Origin of the sequence: Thermus amyloliquefaciens (assembly GCF_000744885.1) — a bacterium.
In the GTDB taxonomy this organism is placed as follows: Bacteria; Deinococcota; Deinococci; order Deinococcales; family Thermaceae; genus Thermus; species Thermus amyloliquefaciens.
Window position 1 is genome coordinate 517,650 of the sequence record NZ_JQMV01000003.1, and the last position, 18,252, is coordinate 535,901.

Annotated in this window: 20 protein-coding genes; 2 read left to right on the forward strand and 18 right to left on the reverse strand. The window is 67.1% G+C overall.

The window, feature by feature from the left end; genetic code table 11:
- Positions 1–44: 44 nt before the first annotated feature.
- Both rocF and BS74_RS03060 read left to right on the forward strand, forming a co-directional pair.
- The gene (rocF, locus tag BS74_RS03055; protein ID WP_038055942.1) at positions 45–935 is read left to right on the forward strand and encodes an arginase; all 891 of its coding nucleotides are present in this window, start codon (positions 45–47) and stop codon (positions 933–935) included.
- A gap of 39 nt (positions 936–974) precedes the next feature.
- A complete protein-coding gene (locus BS74_RS03060; protein WP_038055944.1) occupies positions 975–1,457 on the forward strand; it encodes a DUF2939 domain-containing protein in 483 nt (160 codons plus the stop codon).
- Here BS74_RS03060 and BS74_RS03065 read toward each other — a convergent pair.
- The 18 genes from BS74_RS03065 to BS74_RS03150 form a co-directional block, all read right to left on the reverse strand.
- Entirely contained in the window at positions 1,447–1,830 is a 384-nt protein-coding gene (locus BS74_RS03065) for a hypothetical protein (RefSeq protein WP_038055946.1), read from the reverse strand. The genes BS74_RS03060 and BS74_RS03065 overlap by 11 nt on opposite strands.
- A 97-nt stretch (positions 1,831–1,927) precedes the next feature.
- Entirely contained in the window at positions 1,928–3,208 is a 1,281-nt protein-coding gene (locus BS74_RS03070) for an NADH-quinone oxidoreductase subunit N (RefSeq protein ID WP_038055948.1), read from the reverse strand.
- A complete protein-coding gene (locus BS74_RS03075; protein ID WP_038055949.1) occupies positions 3,205–4,614 on the reverse strand; it encodes a complex I subunit 4 family protein in 1,410 nt (469 codons plus the stop codon). Before BS74_RS03075 ends, BS74_RS03070 begins: the two co-directional genes overlap by 4 nt.
- Positions 4,608–6,428, reverse strand: coding sequence for an NADH-quinone oxidoreductase subunit L (gene nuoL, locus BS74_RS03080; RefSeq protein ID WP_038055951.1), 1,821 nt, complete (start codon positions 6,426–6,428; stop codon positions 4,608–4,610). The genes BS74_RS03075 and nuoL overlap by 7 nt, the downstream gene beginning before the upstream one ends.
- A gap of 2 nt (positions 6,429–6,430) precedes the next feature.
- Positions 6,431–6,718 carry an NADH-quinone oxidoreductase subunit NuoK gene (gene nuoK, locus BS74_RS03085; protein ID WP_038055952.1) on the reverse strand — a complete coding sequence of 96 codons (288 nt, stop codon included), beginning with the start codon at positions 6,716–6,718 and terminating at the stop codon, positions 6,431–6,433.
- Entirely contained in the window at positions 6,715–7,254 is a 540-nt protein-coding gene (locus BS74_RS03090; protein ID WP_038055954.1) for an NADH-quinone oxidoreductase subunit J family protein, read from the reverse strand. Before BS74_RS03090 ends, nuoK begins: the two co-directional genes overlap by 4 nt.
- Positions 7,251–7,799: an NADH-quinone oxidoreductase subunit NuoI gene (nuoI, locus tag BS74_RS03095; RefSeq protein WP_038055956.1), complete on the reverse strand. Its 549-nt coding sequence runs from the start codon at positions 7,797–7,799 to the stop codon at positions 7,251–7,253. The genes BS74_RS03090 and nuoI overlap by 4 nt, the downstream gene beginning before the upstream one ends.
- Positions 7,796–8,887 (reverse strand): NADH-quinone oxidoreductase subunit NuoH, encoded by a 1,092-nt coding sequence (nuoH, locus tag BS74_RS03100; RefSeq protein WP_038055958.1) that lies wholly within the window; start codon positions 8,885–8,887, stop codon positions 7,796–7,798. The genes nuoI and nuoH overlap by 4 nt, the downstream gene beginning before the upstream one ends.
- A complete protein-coding gene (gene nuoG, locus BS74_RS03105) occupies positions 8,884–11,235 on the reverse strand; it encodes an NADH-quinone oxidoreductase subunit NuoG (protein ID WP_038058797.1) in 2,352 nt (783 codons plus the stop codon). Before nuoG ends, nuoH begins: the two co-directional genes overlap by 4 nt.
- 2 nt (positions 11,236–11,237) lie before the next feature.
- Positions 11,238–12,551, reverse strand: a complete 1,314-nt coding sequence (gene nuoF / locus BS74_RS03110; RefSeq protein ID WP_038055960.1) for an NADH-quinone oxidoreductase subunit NuoF — start codon at positions 12,549–12,551, stop codon at positions 11,238–11,240.
- Positions 12,548–13,093 (reverse strand): NADH-quinone oxidoreductase subunit NuoE, encoded by a 546-nt coding sequence (nuoE, locus tag BS74_RS03115; RefSeq protein WP_038055962.1) that lies wholly within the window; start codon positions 13,091–13,093, stop codon positions 12,548–12,550. The genes nuoF and nuoE overlap by 4 nt, the downstream gene beginning before the upstream one ends.
- Positions 13,094–13,101: 8 nt before the next feature.
- Positions 13,102–14,322: an NADH dehydrogenase (quinone) subunit D gene (nuoD, locus tag BS74_RS03120; protein ID WP_038055964.1), complete on the reverse strand. Its 1,221-nt coding sequence runs from the start codon at positions 14,320–14,322 to the stop codon at positions 13,102–13,104.
- A gap of 18 nt (positions 14,323–14,340) precedes the next feature.
- A complete protein-coding gene (locus BS74_RS03125) occupies positions 14,341–14,976 on the reverse strand; it encodes an NADH-quinone oxidoreductase subunit C (protein ID WP_038055965.1) in 636 nt (211 codons plus the stop codon).
- A 3-nt stretch (positions 14,977–14,979) separates the two neighbouring features.
- The gene (locus tag BS74_RS03130) at positions 14,980–15,525 is read right to left on the reverse strand and encodes a NuoB/complex I 20 kDa subunit family protein (RefSeq protein ID WP_038055966.1); all 546 of its coding nucleotides are present in this window, start codon (positions 15,523–15,525) and stop codon (positions 14,980–14,982) included.
- Positions 15,516–15,875 (reverse strand): NADH-quinone oxidoreductase subunit A, encoded by a 360-nt coding sequence (locus BS74_RS03135; protein WP_038055971.1) that lies wholly within the window; start codon positions 15,873–15,875, stop codon positions 15,516–15,518. The genes BS74_RS03130 and BS74_RS03135 overlap by 10 nt, the downstream gene beginning before the upstream one ends.
- Before the next feature lie 167 nt (positions 15,876–16,042).
- Positions 16,043–16,861, reverse strand: a complete 819-nt coding sequence (rsmA, locus tag BS74_RS03140) for a 16S rRNA (adenine(1518)-N(6)/adenine(1519)-N(6))-dimethyltransferase RsmA (RefSeq protein WP_038055974.1) — start codon at positions 16,859–16,861, stop codon at positions 16,043–16,045.
- Complete coding sequence (locus BS74_RS03145; RefSeq protein ID WP_038055977.1) at positions 16,854–17,600, reverse strand: metallophosphoesterase; 747 nt, start codon at positions 17,598–17,600, stop codon at positions 16,854–16,856. Before BS74_RS03145 ends, rsmA begins: the two co-directional genes overlap by 8 nt.
- A complete protein-coding gene (locus BS74_RS03150; protein WP_038055982.1) occupies positions 17,597–18,241 on the reverse strand; it encodes a Rad52/Rad22 family DNA repair protein in 645 nt (214 codons plus the stop codon). The genes BS74_RS03145 and BS74_RS03150 overlap by 4 nt, the downstream gene beginning before the upstream one ends.
- Positions 18,242–18,252 lie beyond the last annotated feature (11 nt).

An 18,252-nucleotide genomic window follows, 5' to 3' on the forward strand; every position in this document is an offset into this window, starting at 1 on the left:
GAGGGCATAAAGTTCCCAAGCGGTGCATGGGGGTTTCTGCTACCATGCCCCCCATGGACCGGGTGGCCATCCTAGGGGTGCCCATGGACTTGGGTGCGGGGCGGCGTGGGGTGGACATGGGGCCTTCCGCCTTGCGCTACGCCCGCCTGGCGGAGGAGCTCGAGGCCCTGGGCTTGGCGGTGGAGGACCTGGGGGATGTGCGGGTCCCCGTGGCGGAGACCCTTAGGCGAAAGGGGCGACGCCTGGGCGGGGAGAACTACCTGGAGGAGATCCGCCAGGCCGCCCTCGAGCTTAAGGAGCGGCTCCGCTCCCTTCCCGAAGGGGTGTTTCCCATCGTCTTGGGCGGGGACCATTCCCTAAGCATGGGCTCGGTGAGCGGGGTGGCCCGGGAACCCCTGGGGGTGGTCTGGGTGGACGCCCATGGGGACTTCAACACCCCCGAGACCAGCCCCTCGGGCAACATCCACGGCATGCCCCTGGCGGTGCTCTGTGGGCTTGGGCACCCCCGCCTCACCGAGGTCTTCCGGGCGGTGGATCCCCAAAGGGTGGTCCTGGTGGGGGTAAGGAGCCTGGACCCAGGGGAGAAGCGGCTCCTTAGGGAGATGGGGGTTACCGTGTACACCATGCACGAGGTGGACCGTCTGGGGGTGGCCCGCATCGCCGAGGAGGTTTTGCAAAGGCTTGCTGGCCTGCCCCTGCACATCTCCCTGGACGCCGACGTTCTGGACCCCACCCTGGCCCCGGGGGTGGGGACCCCGGTGCCCGGGGGGCTTTCCTACCGGGAGGCGCACCTCCTCATGGAGATCCTGGCCCAGTCGGGCCAGGTGCGAAGCCTGGACCTGGTGGAGGTGAACCCCATCTTGGACGAGCGAAACCGCACCGCGGAGATGATGGTGGGGTTGGCCTTAAGCCTCCTGGGGAAACGGATCCTCTAAGGGTTGACGCCAGGGTTTCCGCTGGCTAGAGTAGCTTCAGTGAAAGCTCGCTGGTGGCTGGCGGTTCTCCTGCCCCTGGTCCTGGGGGGCTACCTGGTGCTTTCCCCTTACTTTGCCCTCCGGGGGCTCCAGGTGGCCATTGAGCGCCGGGATGCGGCGGCCCTGGAACGGTACGTGGACTTTCCCCGGGTTAGAGAAGCCCTCAAAGCGGATCTCCATGCCGCCATGGTCAAAGAGCTGGAAAGGAACCAGGAAAACCCCTTCGCGGCCTTAGGGGTGCTCTTGGCCGGGGGCTTGATCCAGGCCGTGGTGGACTCCCTGCTTACGCCAGAGGGTCTTGCCAGCGTGGGCACGGGGAAAGACCCCGGGGAGGTGGGTCTGGAGGAGGTGCGCCGGTGGCGGCTCAAATGGCAGGGGTTATCCCGGGTTTTTGTCCACCATAGGAACGACCCGCAAACCGGTTTGCTGATGGAGCGCCAGGGGCTAGGGTGGCGGGTGGTCCGGCTGGTCCTTAATCCCTAGCCCGGCGCCGCAGGTACCGGCCCAACCCCTGGCCTCCCTGGAAGGCCAGGACGAGGCGTTCCCAGGGGGGTTCCCTTTTGCGGTGGAGAAGGGGGTCCAGGGCCTCCTTAGCCCACTGGCTCACCACCACCGGGAAGTCCAGACCCGTTTCCAGGAAGTACGCCTCCGCCTCCCGCCAGGCCCCCTCGCTTCGGCGGAAGCAGGCGGCAAGGTCCTTGGGCGGAGGGGCCTCCGGCCAGAGGAAGCCGCTGACCACCCCCAGGAGCCATGCCCCTCGCAGCTCCTTGGGCAAGCACTGGGCCCCCCGGGCCACGTACCCCAGGGGATCCTTGTGCAAAAGCTCCCGCGGCAGATGGGCCAGGGGGTCCTCCATGCCTTGAGTGTAAACCGGGCGTGGGCAAGAAGGCTGGGCCCCGTCGTGGCGTGGGCCACGACGGGGCTCCAGGAGGGCTTTGGACCTTGCCCTTTTTTCAGCTTGCGGCCAGGGCGGGGAGAAGGGCCCCGGGGATGAGGCCTAGCAGGATGAGGAGGAGCGCCACCCCGAAGGCCACGCTCCGGGCCAAGGGACGGGGGCGGGCCTCGGCCGCGCCCTTCTGGAACACGGCCAGGCCCAGGGCCAGATAGTAGTAGGCGCTCACGGCGCTGGTGAGGAGGGCCAGCACCAAAAGCCCCCACTGGCCCGCCTTGGCCGCCTCGCTAAAGACCAGGTACTTGCCCCAAAAGCCCGCCAGGGGAGGCAGGCCCAGGAGGGAAAGGGAGGAGACGAAGAGGCCCAAGCCCAGGAGCGGGTCCTGGTGGAAAAGGCCCTTGATCCTCTCCAGGGGCACCTGGTCGGGGGAGATCTCCGAGAGGACCGCGAAGGCCAGCCCCGTGGCCAGCACATAGGTGAGGAGGTAAAAGCCCAGGGCTTGGGCGTTCCCCGTGTAAAGCGCCAAGGCCATGTACCCCGCATGGGCGATGGAGCTGTAGGCGAGGAGCCGCTTGGCCTCCTTCTGGCCCAGGGCGGCCAGGTTCCCCAGGACCACGGAGAGGGCGATGAGGAGGCCTAGGGCCTCAGGGACACCCGGGGCGGCCACCCGGAGCAGGGCCGCAAAGGCGGCCGCCTTCACCCCCGTGGCCATGAAGAGCACCACCGGGGTGGGGCTACCCTGGTAGACGTCCGGGGTCCAGAAGTGGAAGGGGGCCAGGGCCACCTTGAAGCCCAGGCCCACCAGGAGAAGGCCCAGGGCCAAGGCGTAAAGGGGGCCCTCCCCAGGGGTTCCCGCCTCGAGGCTCCCCGTGGCCCCAAAGTGGAGGGCGGTGCCGTAGAGGAAGAAGGCGGCCGCCAAGGCCCCCAGGAGGAAGTACTTCAAGGCCGCCTCCAGGCCCGCCCCCCGCCGCCAGGTGGCCAGGGCGTAAAGGGGCAAGGAGAGGGCCTCGAGGGCCACCAGCATCAGGATGAGGTTTTTGGTGGAGGCCAGGAGGTGCATGCCCAAGGCGGCGTAGAGGACCAGGAGATGGAATTCAAACCGCCGGGTGCGCACCAACCCCACGGTCCAGAGGGCCCCCAAAAGGGCAAGCAGGGTGAAGACCCGGGCGACGCCGTCCAGCTGGTAGGGGCCGAGGGCGAAGGGCTGACCCCAGGTGAGAAGGAGGGCCAGGAGGGCCAAGGAGAGCCCCAGGATGGTGAGCCGTTTGAAAAGGGGCACCGAAACGAAGAAGCCCAAAAGGGTGAGGGCCACGGCGAAGGAGCTCAGCAGCACAAGGGTCATGCGCCACCTCCGAGGATCTTGGCAAAGGCCTCCGCCAGGGGCTTAAGGCCCTTTACGAAGAACCCGGGGAAGATCCCCATGAGGACCAAGGCGGCCACCGCCAGGACGGCAAAGGGCCACTCCCTCCCCTTCAGGTCCTCCGTCCTTTGGCCACCCACCTCCCAGAAGACCTTCTGGAAGGCGGTAAGGGCATAGGCGGCCCCGGCGATCACCGAGAGGAAGGCGAGGGCGGTGAGCCAGGGGCTGGTCTTGTAGGCGCCGAGGAGGGTCATAAGCTCCCCAGGAAAGCCGGAAAGGCCGGGAAGCCCCACCATGGCCAGGAAGAGGAAGAGGGCCAGGGCGCTCAGGCCGGGGGCGCTTTCGGCCAGGCCCCGGAACCGGCCGATCTCCAGGGTGTGAAGCCGCGCGTGCAGCCGGCCTGCCAGGAGGAAGAGCCCTCCCGTGTAGACGCCGCTGGCCGCCAGGAGGTAAAGCCCCCCCAAGGCGCCTTCCGGGGTGCCGGAGAAGACCCCCAAGGCCGCCACCCCCATGTGGGAAACCCCGGCGTAGGCCAAAAGGGTCTTGAAGTCCTTGGCGGAGAAGGCCACCCAGGCGCCGTAGAGGGCGGAGAGGGCCGCCAGGAAGAGGAGAAGCCCCTGGAGCTCCGCAAAGCCCCCAGGGGCGAGGGGGATGGCGAAGCGGAAGAAGGCGAAGACCCCCACCTTGTACAGGGTGCCCAGGGCGTCCGCCAGCCCCGAGGGGTGGTTTTCCTGGTGGAACGGGGGAAGCCAGGCGTGCAGGGGGAAAAGGGGCGTTTTGATGGCGAAGGCCAGGGCGAAGCCCAGAAATACCCAGAAGGCGGCGCCTTCCCCAACCGGGTGGGCCAGGAGGTCCTCGAGGAGGAAGCTGGGGCTTCCCCCCAGGGCCTTCACCGCCAGGATGGCGGCCAGCATGGGCAAAGACCCCGCCAGGGTGAAGAGGAGGAAGGTGTAAAGGGCCTTAACCCGCCCCTCACCGCCATAGAGGAAGAGCATGAGGAGGGCGGGGATGAGGGCCGCCTCAAAGAAAAGGTAGAAGACCAAAAGGTCCCGGGCGGCGAAAAGCCCCAGGAGAAGGCCGGACATGAGGAGGGCCAGGCCCAAGAACCGGCCTTCCACCTGCGCCACCAAAGCCCCCAGGAAGACGGTGAGGCCGATGGTGAGAAAGAATAGGGCGGCAAGCCCGTCTAGCCCAAAGGCCCAGTAAACCCCGAGCCCAGGAAGCAGGGGAAGGGTTACCTCATGGGCCACCCCCCCCGGGTGGGTGAGGAAGAGGTACAGGTTGAGGAGGAAGCTTAAGGCCCCGCCCAGGACCCCCAGGGTGCGGGGAAGGCCCAAAAGGAGGAGGATGCCGAAGACAACGGGTAGAAGAATCGCCAGGATTACCACCGCATCACCCCCAGTAGCACCAAAGCGCCCAGCACGAAGAGCAGGGCGTAGACCCTTAGGTAACCGGTCTGCAGGCGGGCGATCCCTTGGCCCAGGTTCCGCACCGCCCCGCCGAGGCCGAAATAGCCCCGCAGAAGGCCCGTATCCCCCGCGAAGAGGGCTTCCGCTAGGGCCTTCAGGGGGTTCACCAGGAGGGCGTTGTACACCCGGTCGACAAAGAAGCTTTCCCGGCTCCAGGCCTCAAAGGTGAGGTACCAGGCGGGGAAGGCCTTTCGCTGGAAGAAGGTATAGCCGAGCCAAAGCCCCAAGAGGGCCACCGCCCCCGAGAGGGCGATGAGGCCCCATTCGGCGCCCACGGAGAGGTGGTGGGCCTCCACCTCCGCCAAGGTGGGCTTGAGGAAGGGCTCGAGGAGATTGGGCAGGGGATGGGGCAGGGCCAGGTACCCCGCCAGCACCGAGCCCAGGGCCAGGAGGTGGTTGGGCCAGAGCATCACCGCGGGGGCCTCGTGGGGGTGGTGGTGGCCCCGCTCCTCCCCCAGGAAGACCAGGACGAACCAGCGCATGGCGTACATGGCGGTGAGCACCGCCACGAAGAGTGCCCCCAGGTAAAAGCCCAACCCGCCGAAGGGGTAGGTGAGGGTGGCGGTGAGGATGGCGTCCTTGGACCAGAAGCCGGAGAGAAGGGGAAGGCCTCCCAGGGCCAAGGCCCCGATGAGCCCGTGCCACCGGGTCTGGGGCAGGTGCTTCCAAAGCCCGCCCATCTTGCGCACGTCCTGTTCCCCGCCCAGGGCGTGGATCACGCTTCCCGAGGCCAGGAAGAGGAGGGCCTTGAAGAAGGCGTGGGTGAAGACGTGGAAGAGGGCCACCCAGTAGGCCCCTACCCCCGCCGCCAGGAACATGTAGCCCAGCTGGCTGATGGTCGAGTAGGCCACGATCTTCTTGATATCGGTCTGGCCAAAGGCGGAAAGGGCTCCGTAAAGGGCGGTGAGGAGGCCTATGACGGCGATGGTGTAGGAAACGTCGGGGAGGTTGGCGTAGAGGAAGGAGCTCCTGGCCACCAGGTAGACCCCGGCGGTCACCATGGTGGCCGCGTGGATGAGGGCGGAAACGGGGGTGGGGCCGGCCATGGCGTCGGGAAGCCAGACCATGAGGGGCACCTGGGCGCTTTTCCCCACCGCCCCCAGGAAGAGGAGGAGGCCCGCCAGGGCCAGGAGGCTCGGGTTCTTCAGGGGGCCTTCCAGGGCTTCCTTGAGCTCGCTGATGGAAAGCGTGCCGTAAAGGGCCCAGAGGATGGCCATGCCCAGCATGAAGCCCAGGTCCCCGATGCGGTTCACGATGAAGGCCTTGCGGGCGGAGTCGGCGTACTGGGCGTTCTTGTACCAGAAGCCGATGAGGAGGAAGCTGGCCAGGCCCACCCCCTCCCAGCCGATGAACATCACCGGGTAGCTGTCGGCCAGGACCAGGGTGAGCATCATGGCGATGAAGAAGTTGAAGTAGGCAAAGAAGCGGCTGTAGCCCGGGTCCCCCGCCATGTAGCCGATGGCGTAGACGTGGATGAGGAAGCCCACCCCGGTGACGATGAGGAGCATGAAGCCCGAGAGGTTGTCCAAGAGGAGGCTGAAGGGGATTCCCGGGAGCCACTCCGCCTCAAAGCGGGCCCCCCCGGCCAGGAGAAGCCCTGTCCCCACCAGGAAGGAGGCCAGGACCAAAAGCGAGGCGATGACCCCGGGTAGGGGTTCGCGCATCCGCTTTCCCAAAAGCCCTAGAAGGGCGAAGCCCAAAAGGGGCAGGAGAACGGTCACAAGAAGCCACATGCTTACCCCCTAAGCTCCGATAGATCGTCCACCGCGGTGCTCTCCCGCTGGCGGAAGATGGACACGATGAGGCCGAGGCCCACCGCCACCTCGGCGGCGGCGATGGCGATGACCATGAGGGCGGCCACCTGCCCCTCCAGGCCGAAGGCCCGGGCGAAGCCCACCAGGGAGAGGTTGGCGGCATTCAGCATGAGCTCGATGGAGAGGAAGACCAAAATGGCGGTCCTGCGGGTCAAGACCCCATAGACCCCCAGGGCGAAGAGCAGGGCGGAGGCGTAAAGGTAGCTCACCGCACCACCTCCTTCTCCTCCTTGCGCTCCTCAGGGCTCAGGGCATCCAGGGGGCGGGCGGGTTGCACCAGGGCCACCGCCACCACCGTGGCCGCCATGAGGAGGAAGCCCACCGCCAGAAGCACCAAGAGCCAGTCCCCGTAAAGGAGGGGCCCCAGGGCCTGGGGCAGGCCCCCCTTCAAATCCTGGGTGAAGGCCAGGTTCAGGCCCCAAAGCCCCGAGAGGAGGACCAAGGCTACCCCCAGGGCCAGGAGGGCCGCCAGGGGACGGCTTCGCACCAGGGGGTCAAAGCCCACCTCCCCCTGGGCGGCGTAGAGGAGCATGATCACGAAGAGGAAGAGGACCACGATGGCCCCGGCGTAGACGATGATCTGAATGAAGCCCAGGAAGCGGGCGTCCAGGGCCATGTACACCCCGGCCAGGACCAGGAAGTTGGCGATGAGGGCCAAGGCGGCGTGGATGGCGTTTCGCAGGCTCACCACCAGGACCCCGGTGGCGAGGAGCAGGAGTACGGCCAAGGCTTCCCAAGGGCTCACCGCTTCCCTCCTTCCGTGGGGGCCTTGAAGCCCTCCAACTCGGGCCGCACGTAGGGCACCACGTAGCCGGGCTTCACCGCCTTACCGGTGATCTTGGCCTCCCGGCGCTGGGGCTTGGTGCCCACCACGTCCACCAGCATGTCCTCCTTGCCGTAGATGAGGTCGGAGTACTCGTAGTCGGCCATCTCAAAATCGTAGCCCAGCACGATGGCCCCGGTGGGGCAGGCCTCCTCACAAAGCCCGCAGAAGATGCACCGGAGCATGTTGATCTCGTAGACCTTGGCGTAGCGCTCTCCCGCCGAGACCGGGTTCTCCGGGTCGTTTTCTGCGGGCTCCACGTAGATGGCGTAGGCGGGGCAGGCGGCGGCGCAGAGGGAGCAGCCGATGCACTTCTCCAGGCCATTGGGGTGGCGGGTGAGCACGTGGCGGCCGTGGAAACGGGGCTTGAGGGCCACGGGGGCGTCGGGATAGGGGACGGTTACCGGCTTGGAGAACAGGTACTTGAGGGTGATGCCGAGGCTCTGGGCCAGGGCCTTAAGGGTCATGCGCCACCTCCTTTACGGGCGGGTTTGGGGCTAAACATCACCGCCCCCAGAAGGGCCAAGAGGGCGGCCAAGGAGAGGTAGAGGAGGTAGGAGCGGGGAAGGTCCAGGGCCACCACCAAGGCGGTCACCAGGAACCAGACCAGGGCCACCGGGAAGAGGAAGCCCCAGCCAAAGCGCAGAAGCTGATCGTAGCGCAACCGGAACCAGGTGGCCCGGATCCAGATGAAGAGGAAGAGGAAGAAGGCGATCTTGAGGAACATCCAGAGGTAGGGCACCTCGAGGAAGGGCATGGTCCAACCCCCCAGGAAGAGGGTGGGGATCAGGGCGCTGGCGGTGATGAAGTGGATGTACTCGGTCATCTGGAACAGGGCCCACTTGATGGAGCTGTACTCCGTGTGGTACCCCCCCACCAGCTCCTGCTCCGCCTCGGGCAGGTCAAAGGGGGTGCGGGCGGCCTCCGCCAGGGCGGCGATGGCGTAGAGGAGGAAGGCGGGGAAGGCGTAGAGGGCTAGCCAGCCGTGTTCCTTCTGCCAGTTCACGATGTCGTTCAGGTTGAGGCTTCCCACCAGGAGCACGGGGGAGAGGAGGGCCATGCCCAGGCCCAGCTCGTAGGAGATGAGGCTGGCGGAGGAGCGCAAGGAGCCCAGGAGGCTGTACTTGCTTCCCGAGGCCCAGCCCGCCAGGAAGATCCCGTAGATAGCCATCTCGCTCACGGCGAAGAGGTAAAGGAGGCCCAGGTCCAGGTTCAGGACCCAGGGCTGGTAGCCGAAGAAGCTTCCCGGGGGGCCGAAGGGGATGGCCCCAAAGGCCAAGAGGGCAAAGACCACGCCGATCAAAGGGGCCAGGACAAAAAGCACCTTGTCCGCCCGCTCCACCACCAGGTCCTCCTTGAAGATGCTCTTGATGGCGTCGGCGATGGGCTGGAAGAGGCCAAAGGGCCCCACCCGGTTGGGGCCCAGGCGGACCTGGAAGCGGGCGAGCAGGCGGCGCTCAATGAGGGTCATGAAGGCGAAGGCGGTGAGGAGGCCCACCACCACCAAAAAGGCCTTCAGGGCCACCATCCAGTAAGGGTCCACGGGGTAGCTCATGCTTCACCTCCCGCGGGCACCAGGAGCCTGGCCTGGACCCGCCGACCGGCGAGGGGCGAAAGGGCGGAGAGGTAGAGGAAGCCCTTGGGCAGGTCTTCCCGGAAGACCACCTGGGCCACCACCTGGCCCATGGGGCCCTCCACCGCCACCTGGCCCCCTTCGGGCAGGGCCTCGGCCCGGGCGGTTTCGGGATGGACCCAGAGTTCGGGGCGGACCGCCTGCCGCACCCTGCCCGTGAGCTGCTTCTCCCGCCACATGGTGGGCTTGAGGTAGACCTGGCCCTCCTGTCCCTTAGGCCGCAGGGCCCGGGTGCGGTGGGCGAGGAGGCCCATGGGAGGGGGTACCTTTCTCGCCCTCATCTCCCGCTCCGCCTCCCGCTGGAGGCGGAAGGGGGGCTTCACCCCCAGGGCCTCCGCCAGGAGGGCCAGCACCTGCAGGGCGCCCTCCGCCTCCCCGTTCTCTATGGGGGCAGGGGAGAGGGGGAGGACGCGGCCTTCCAGGTTCACCACGTGCCCCCGCTTTTCGTAGAAGGTGGGGGCGGGGAGGACCACGTCTGCGTACCGTTCCGCCAGGGGGTGGAGGTGGCTTAGGTGCATCAGGAGGAAGCGTTTGCCCTTAAGGGCCTCCTCCGGGGGTACATAGCCGTAGTAGGCGTAGGGGCTTCCGGGCTCGTCCCAGGCGGCACCCCCTTCCCCGGGCCAGACCCCCATGGCCTCGAGGCCCCGGGCGTTGGCCGCCGGGGTCATGGCCAGGACCTTGGCCCCCTTGCGCTCCGCGAGGAGCCTTGCCCGCTCGGCGGCCACCGCGTCCTGGAGGACGCCCGCCCCCAGGATGAGGACGGGGCTTTGCGCCTTCTCCCAGGCCTTCTTGGCCCTTTGCACCGCCTCGCCCCCCTCCTTCTCCCCCAGGAGGGCCAAGAGGATCTCCCGCTCCTCCCCGGGGGCATGGACCTGGTGGATGGCCGCCCATTTCATGAGGGGGGTGCGGTAGGGGGCAAACAGGGCCATCTTGTCCAGGCGCCTGGGCATCCTCTCCTTGATGGAGAGGTCGGCGAAGGGGGTGCCGTGGGCGAAGCGCTGGGGGGGCTTGAGGTCGCGCACGAACTCGGAAAGGCGCAGGTGGAGGAGGGGGGCCTCCTCCGTGGGGTCCCCCAGGACCAGGGCGAAGTCGGCCCGCAGGAGTTCCTCCAGGGTGGCGGGCGCAAAGAGGCTGGCCGGGGCGGCGGTGCGGCCCTGGAAGTCCAGGTGGGGGGTGGCGAGGGCCTTGGCCAGCTCCGCCGCCATGAGGCCCTCCTCGAGGGTGGCGTCGTGGCCCAGGTAGATCCCCACCTCCTGCCTCCTGGCCCCCGCAAGGCCCTCCCGGATGGCGGCGAAGGCCTCCTCCCAGGTGGCCTCCTGGAGCCTCCCGCCCTTGCGCACCAGGGGGGTCTTGAGGCGGTCCTGGTCCGCCCACTCGTGGCCGAAGCGGCCCGCGTCGCAGAGCCAGATCTCGTTCACCTCGGGCACCTCCCGGGCCCGGATCCTTAGGAGTTCCCCGCTACGGGTGTCCGCGGTGATGCCGCACCCCACGCTGCAGAGGGCGCAGGTGGTGGGGGTCTCCTCCATCTCCCAGTTGCGGGCCCGGAAGCGGGCCGTGAGGTCCAGAAGGGCCCCCACCGGGCAGATGTCGGTGATGTTCCCGGAGAACCCCGAGGGGAGGCCGAAGTCCATGGTGCCGATGAAGGTGTGCCCTCCCCGCTCGATGAAGTCCAGCACCTCGTCCCCGGGGATTTCCTCAAAGTAGCGCACGCAACGCTTGCAGTGGATGCACCGCTCCCGGTCCAGCACCACGAAGGGGGAGAGGGGGTGGTGCTTGTCCACGTGGCGGCGGGTGAACTCAAAGCGGGTGTAGACGGGGAGGGCCAGGGGCTCCTTCTGGTAGTACTTCTCGTAAAGCCCGTACTCCACCGTGCGGTCCTGGAGCTCACAGGCCCCGCCCTTGTCGCAGGTGGGGCAGTCCAGGGGGTGGTTGAGGAGGGTGAACTCCACCATCCCCGCCTGGGCCTCCCGCACCACCTCGGAGAGGGTGTCCACCACCATCCCGTCCGCCACGGCGGTGACGCAGCTGGCCGCCAGCTTGGGTTGCCAGGCGATCTCGGGCTCCCCCCTTTCGTTCAGCAGGGGCTTGCCGTCCGGGCCCCGCTTGGGGAGGCCGATCCGGACCAGGCACATGCGGCAGGCCCCGATGGGGGAGAGGTGCTTCTCCGAGCAGAAGAGGGGCACGTCGTACCCCGCATGGAAGACCGCGTCCATGACGCTGGTCCCCGGGGGTACCTCCACGATCCGGTCGTTCACCTTGACCCTGACCACCTTCACCTCCAAAGGCTCACCCTGGGCACGGGCTTCCTCTCCCGCGCCAGGGCCAGGTACTGGTCCTTAAAGTGCCTAAGCGAGCCCTTCACCGGCCAGACGGCGGCATCCGCCAGGGGGCAGAAGCTCCGGCCCTCGATGAGGGGGAGGAGGGCCTCCAGGTTCTCCACGTCCTTCTCCTCCCCCTGGCCGCTGCCGATCTTGGCGAAGAGGTTCACCATGAAGCCCGCCACCCCTTCCCGGCAGGGGGTGCACTTGCCGCAGGACTCGTGGGCGTAGAAGCGGGTCACGTTCCACATGGCGTCCACCATGCTCACCCGCTCCGGGATCAGGATCACCCCCCCGGTGCCCAGCATGGAGCCCTGGGCCTGGAGGTGCTCGTAGCTCATGGGGGTGTCCAGCACCTCCTCGGTGAAGGGGAGGGGCGGGGTGGAGGACCCCCCGGGGATGAGGGCCTGGATGGGCTCCAAGGGCCCTCCCGCCCACTCGTAGATGAGTTCCCGGAAGGTGGTGCCCATGGGGAGTTCATAGACCCCCGGCCGCCTTACGGGCCCGGAGATCTGGTAAAGCTTCATCCCCTTGGACCCCTCCGTGCCCATGCTGGCGAACCAGTCGGCGCCCCGCTCCAGGATGGGCACCACCGAGGCCAGGGTCTCCACGTTGTTGATGGTGGTGGGCTTGCCCCAAAGCCCCGATTGGGCGGGGAAGGGGGGCTTGAGGCGGGGGTTGGCCCGCAAGCCCTCCAGGGAGTTCATGAGGGCGGTCTCCTCCCCGCAGATGTAGGCCCCGGCCCCCCGGTGCACGTGGACGTTGAAGGAGAAGCCGCTGCCGAAGAGGTTCTCCCCCAGGTAGCCCCGCTCGCGGGCCTCCCGGATGGCCGCCTCCAGGCGGTCCGCCGCCTTGCGGTACTCCCCGCGCACGTAGATGTACCCCACCGTGGCCCTTATGGCGTAGCCCGCCAGGATCATGCCCTCGAGGAGCAGGTGGGGCACGTCCTCCAGGATGTACCGGTCCTTGAAGCTTCCCGGCTCGGACTCGTCGGCGTTGCAGATGAGGTAGTGCTGCTTCCCGTCCTTGGGCATGAAGCTCCACTTCACCCCGGTGGGGAAGCCCGCCCCGCCCCGGCCCCTGAGGCCCGAGCGCTTCACCTCCTCGATGACCTCCTCTGGGGTCTTCTCCCTTAGGACCCGCTTGGCCGTTTCGTACCCCCCGTGCTTCAGGTAGTAGTCCAGGGTCCAGCTCCCCTCCTTCCCCACGTGGGCGTAGAGGGTCCGCTCAAAGCGGGGGTCCAGTCCAGACACGATGGGTCCGGTCATACCTCCACCTCGTGCACGTGGTGCCCGCACTTGCCGGGAAGCTCGATCTCCTCCAGGCGCTTGCCGGCCCTGAGCCCCTCGAGGAGGGCCCTAAGCCTGGCCCGGGTCACGCACTCCACATAGGGTTCGTCGTTCACCTGGACCACGGGGGCCGTGTGGCAGCTGCCCAGGCACTCCACCTTCTGCACGCTGAAAAGGCCGTCCGGGGTCACCTCCCCCGGGCCGATGCCCAGCTCCTCCGTGAGGTAGTCCCAAAGCTCCTCGGCCCCGGCCAGCTTGCAGGAAAGCGTGGCGCAGACCTGGAGGTGGTACCGCCCCGTGGGCACGAACTGGTAGTAGGAGTAAAAGCTCGCCACCCCCATGACCTCCGTGGCCGTGGTGCCCACCAGCTGGGCGATCTCCTCTATCCGCTCCGGGCGGATCCAGCCCTCCTCCTGTTGCACCCGCCGCAAAAGGGGCATGATGGCGGAGCGGCGCCCTTCCGGTGGGTACTTGGCAAAGGTTTCCTCCAGGAAGTCCTGCTTGTCGTCAAAGAATCCCATCTTCCCTCCTATCGGTCCACGTCGCCCATCACCGGGTCTAGGCTGGCGATGATGGCCACCATGTCGGCCACCTGCTCCCCCTTGCAGGCGTAGGGGAGGCTTTGCAGGTTCACGAAGCTGGGGGCCCGCACCTTGACCCGGTAGGGCATGCTCCCCCCGTCGGAGACGATGTAGTACCCCAGTTCGCCCCTGGCGGATTCCGTGGGCACGTAGACCTCGCCCTTGGGGGGATGGAAGCCCTCGGTGTAGTGCTTGAAGTGGTAGATGACCGCCTCCATGGAGGTCTCCAGGAGGTGCCTGGGGGGCGGGGTGATCTGGGGGTTGGGGTCCCGCACCGGCCCCGGCTCCAGCCTCTCCAGGGCCTGCTGGATGATCTTCACCGACTCCCGCATCTCCCGGATGCGGATGAGCATCCGGTCAAACACGTCCCCGTGCTCCCCCAGGGGCACGTCAAACCGGTAGGTCTCGTAGCCCCCATAGGGATAGGCCTTGCGCACGTCGTAGTTCACCCCGCTGGCCCGCAAGGAGCCCCCGGTGAGGCCCAGCCCGATGGCCACCTCAGGGGGGATCACCCCCACCCCCCGGGCCCGTTCGTAGAAGATGGGGCTTTCCGCAAAGAGGGCCTCGTACTCGTCGATGCGGTGGGGCAGGACCTGCAAGAGCTTCTTCAGCTCGGGCACGAACTCCTCGGGAAGGTCCTCCTTGACCCCGCCGATGCGGATGTAGTTGTGGTGGAAACGCTGGCCCGTAACCCACTCAAAGAGGTCCAGGATGGCCTCCCGCTCGCGGAAGGCGTAGAAGAAGGGGGTGAGGGCCCCCAGGTCCAAAAGCCCGGTCCCCAGGAAGACCAGGTGGCTGGCCAGGCGGGAGAGCTCGTTCAGGATGATGCGGATGGTCTGGGCTCGAGGCGGCACCACGGCCCCCACCAGCTTCTCCACCGCCAGGGCGTAGGCCAGGTCGTGGGCGAAGGAGTGGAGGTAGTCCATCCGGGGCGTATACGTGATCACCTGCGTATACGTCCGGTTCTCCATGTTCTTCTCAAAGCCCGTGTGGAGGTAGCCGATGTGGGGCACCAGGTCCAGGACCTCTTCGCCGGAGAGGGTCACCACCACCCGCAAGACCCCGTGGGTGGAGGGGTGCTGGGGGCCCACGTTGAGGGTCATCACCTCGGTGCGGAGCTCCTTAGGCTCCTCCGCCACCTCTAGGTCCAGGTCCAAGTAGTCCTTCATTTAGCCTCCCTAGCCAACCTAGCCCCTGCTGGGGCCCTTTTCTCCCTTGGCCTTGGTGAGATCGGCCCAAAGGGCCCGGTACCCCTTGCGGCTCCCCCCCCGGTACCAGGTGGGGCCGGGGTTCTTGCCGGTGAGGGCGGCCCGGAACTCGCTTGGCACGATGAACCTCCCCTCGCGGAAGAGGGTGGGGGTTTCCCCCAAGGGGAAGTCCTTGCGCAAGGGGTGGCCCTCGAGGTCCTCCGGGGTCAGGATCTTCCTGAGGTCCGGATGCCCCTCAAAGACGATGCCGAATAGATCGTAGACCTCCCGCTCCAGGAAGCCCGCGCTCCCCCAAAGGTCGGTCACCGTGGGGAGCCTGGGGTCCTTCTCCGGCACATAAACCCGCACGAAGAAGCGGCTCCCGTCCCCGTCGCCCCACCCCGGCATGGAGACGAGCTCGTAGACCACGGCGAAGCGCTCGGGCTTGGGGTCCGGGAACTCCAGGTAGTCTAGGCCCACGATGTCCGCCAGGTAGTTGAACCCCAGGGCCTTGTAGTGGGCCATTTCCTCCTTGAAGGCCTCCCGGGGCACCACCACCCACAGGTTCCCGAGCCCGTTGTCCTCCACGGCGTAGCCCTTGGTCCGGGCCTCCTCTAAAACCACCTGAAGCCGCACGCTTCACCCCCTCGTCCGCCGCCAGGCGGCCACCGGGGGAAGCTTCTCCCCCCGCTCGTTCACCGCCTGGCCCCGCACCTTCTTCTGCAGCTGCATCACCGCGTAGATGAGGGCCTCGGGGCGCGGCGGGCAACCGGGCACATAGACGTCCACCGGCACCACCGAGTCCACGTTCTGCACGATGGCGTAGTTGTTGAACATCCCCCCCGAGCTGGCGCAGGCGCCCATGGAGATCACCCACTTGGGGTCGGGCATCTGCTCCCAGACCCGGCGCATCACCGGGGCCATCTTCTTGGAAAGCCTTCCCGCCACGATCATCACGTCCGCCTGGCGGGGGCTTGCCCGGAAGACCTCGCTTCCGAAACGGGCCAGGTCGTTTCGGGCATCGGTGGAGGCCATCATCTCAATGGCGCAGCAGGCCAGGCCAAAGGTGGCGGGCCAGAGGCTGTTGGAGCGGCCCCAAGCCACCAGCTTCTCCAAGGTGGTGAAGAGGATGCCCTCCCGCTCCAACTCCTGCACGTCCCGCTCAAACAGGTCCTTCAGTGCCACCGCATCACCCCCTTCCACCACTCGTAAAGGAAGCCCACGAAAAGGAGCAGGGTGAAGCCCGCCACGCCCAAGAAGCCGTAAAGGCCCAGGGTGCCTGCGCTCACCGCATAGGGCCACAGGAAGGCCACCTCCACGTCAAAGAGGATGAAGAGCATGGCCACCACGTAGAAGTGCACGGGAAAGCGCCTGACCTCCCCCGCGGGGTCATTCCCCGACTCGTAGGGCATCAGCTTGGCCTTCCCCGGTTTCTTGGGACCCAGGAGGGCCCCCACCACCAGGGCTGCCGTCCCGATGAAGAGGGCCACTCCCAGATAGATCAGGATGTTCACGTACTCCGCTATTGGCGCCAAGGTCCCCTCCTTTCGTGCATCTTGTCACGAGGAGGAAGCCCAAAACCCCCAAGCCCCCTCCTCATTTCCCGCCCATCTTATCACCCCACCTCCAGGACAAATGGGCCAGGCTACACCACGGGGGCGGCTCATCGGTGTAGGGCTTTTGCTTATCGGTCGGGAGACTCCTACACCGCGGTGTAAAGAACCTCCTTGAGCCGTTGAAACTGCTCCAGGTCTAAGGCTTCCGCCCGGACCTCCGGGGGGAGGCCCAGGCTCCTTAGGGCCTCTTCCACCTTCGCCTTGGGAAACCCTGCGGCGGAAAGGGCGTTTTTCAGGGTCTTGCGCCGCTGGGCGAAGGCGGCCTCCAGAAGCCGGAAAAGCCTGGGGTCGTCGGGTACCTTTCGGGGAAAGAGGCGCACGAGGCTGCTTTGCACCTTGGGAGGAGGGAAGAAGGCCCCGGGGGGGAGGTCAAAGAGCTTTTCCGCCTGGGCGTGGTAGGCCACCCGTAGGGAGAGGAGGCCGTAGGCGGGGGTGTTGGGCCGGGCCACCATGCGTTCCGCCACCTCCTTTTGCACCAGGAAGACCAGGCGGGCGAAGCGGCCGCTTTGCAGAAGGCGGGTGATGAGGGGGGTGGCGATGTTGTAGGGGAGGTTGGCCACCAGGAGGCTTCCTTGCGGTACCTCTTCCCACGGGAACTCGAGGGCATCGGCAAAGACCAAGGTCACCGGCAGGCCCTCTAGGGTTTCCTCCAGCACGGCCTTTAGCCGCAGGTCCTTTTCAATGGCCGTAACCTGTGCCCCCGCCTCCGCCAGGGCCCGGGTCAGGACCCCAAGGCCAGGCCCCACCTCGTAGACGGGCCCGGTGAAGGGTTTGGCCGCCTCCACAATGCGCCTCAGGTGGGCCTCGGAGACGAGGAAGTTTTGCCCAAAGCGCTTGTCGGCGAAGTGCCCATGGCGCTTGAGCAGCTCCCGCACCCCTTTGGGGGAAAGCAAGTCCCTAAGCATGGTTCAGGCGTTTTACCCGGGGGCGCAAGGGCTCTTCTTCTGGGAAGATCTCCAGGTACTCCCCCAGGTCCAGGGCGTCAATGAGGGCAAATCGCTCCTTAAGGAGGATCCCTTCCTTCAGGGGCACATGGCCGTAGACGCCAAAGCGGTAGCCCATGCGCTCCACGTAGTCGGGGGTGCGGAACCACCAGGTCTTGGGCTCGCTTTGGGCGTAGAAGAGCTCATCGTATTCCTGGAGCCAGGGCACGGGGCCCACGTGGGCGAAGTGTACCCCATGGAAGACCACCTCCCGGGGAAAGCCCGCCATCCAGGTCTTCAGGGCCTCGGGAAGGGGGCGCCCCCCGTGCTCGGGGTGGAACTCCAGGTGCTTCAGGTGGCGGTTGCCCAGGATGGGGTAGCCTTTGAGCACCGCCTCCTCGTGGTTGCCCAGCAGGATGGTGACCTGTCCTTTGGCGGCTTCCTGGAAGGCCTTGATCCGGTAGAGTTCCCGGATCTGGGCCCCCGCCGCCAGGCGCAGGTGGTTGGGGTCCTGGGGGTTGAAGGGGCTAAGCCCCGTGAGGCGCTCGTAGGCCCCTGGGGTCTTGGGGTGGACCAGGTCCCCCAGGAGGACCAGGTGGGTCCTTCCCGATACCAGTTCCCCCGTGGGCCTAAGGCCGGGGTCGGCCAACCCCTCCGCCTTCAAGATGCGCCAGAGGGCGGGGAAGTTGCCGTGGAGGTCCCCGATGGCGATGATCCTCATCCCTTGAGCAGGGCCCTGAGCTCCCCGTAAAGCCGCTTGGTCTCCTCGGGGGTCTTGCCGTAACCCCCGTACTTGGTGACGATCTTGGCCGCCTCCTTGCCCAGGCCCTTTTCCCTAAGGCGCTCCAGCAGCTGGTCAATGAGGCGGTGGGCCTCGGGCTTCTCCTCCTCCGGGGGGGTGGCCTCCGGGCCTTCCCCCTCGGGCAGCTTGGGGGGGGTGAAGCGCCCCTTTTCCGGGTCGTAGTCCACCCACTGCTTCTCGAGGCGGTAGAGGTACCGGCCCACCCCAAACTTCACCGCGGCCCTTTTCAAGGCGTCGGAGAAGGCGGCCTTCAGGGAGTCCCCTTCCCCCACGTCCTCCTTGGTCACCTCGAGGACCGTGAGGCGGCACTTCACCTCCACCAGGCGTTCCCGCCGTTCCCCGCGCTCGTCCTTCACCGTGCGCTCGGCGTCCGCCAGCACCTCGTAGGTGTCCTGCCAGCCCTCGGGGCCCACCACCCGGTCCAGGCGGTCCAAGACGGTGCGGGCGTCCACGTAGGGCACCACCAGGGCCCGCTTCCGGTCCCGGCTTAGGGCTTCGATGCGCCACTGCACCTCGCCGGGGGGGAAGGGTTCGGAGAGCTTCCGCCAAACTTCGTCCATGGTTCAAGTGT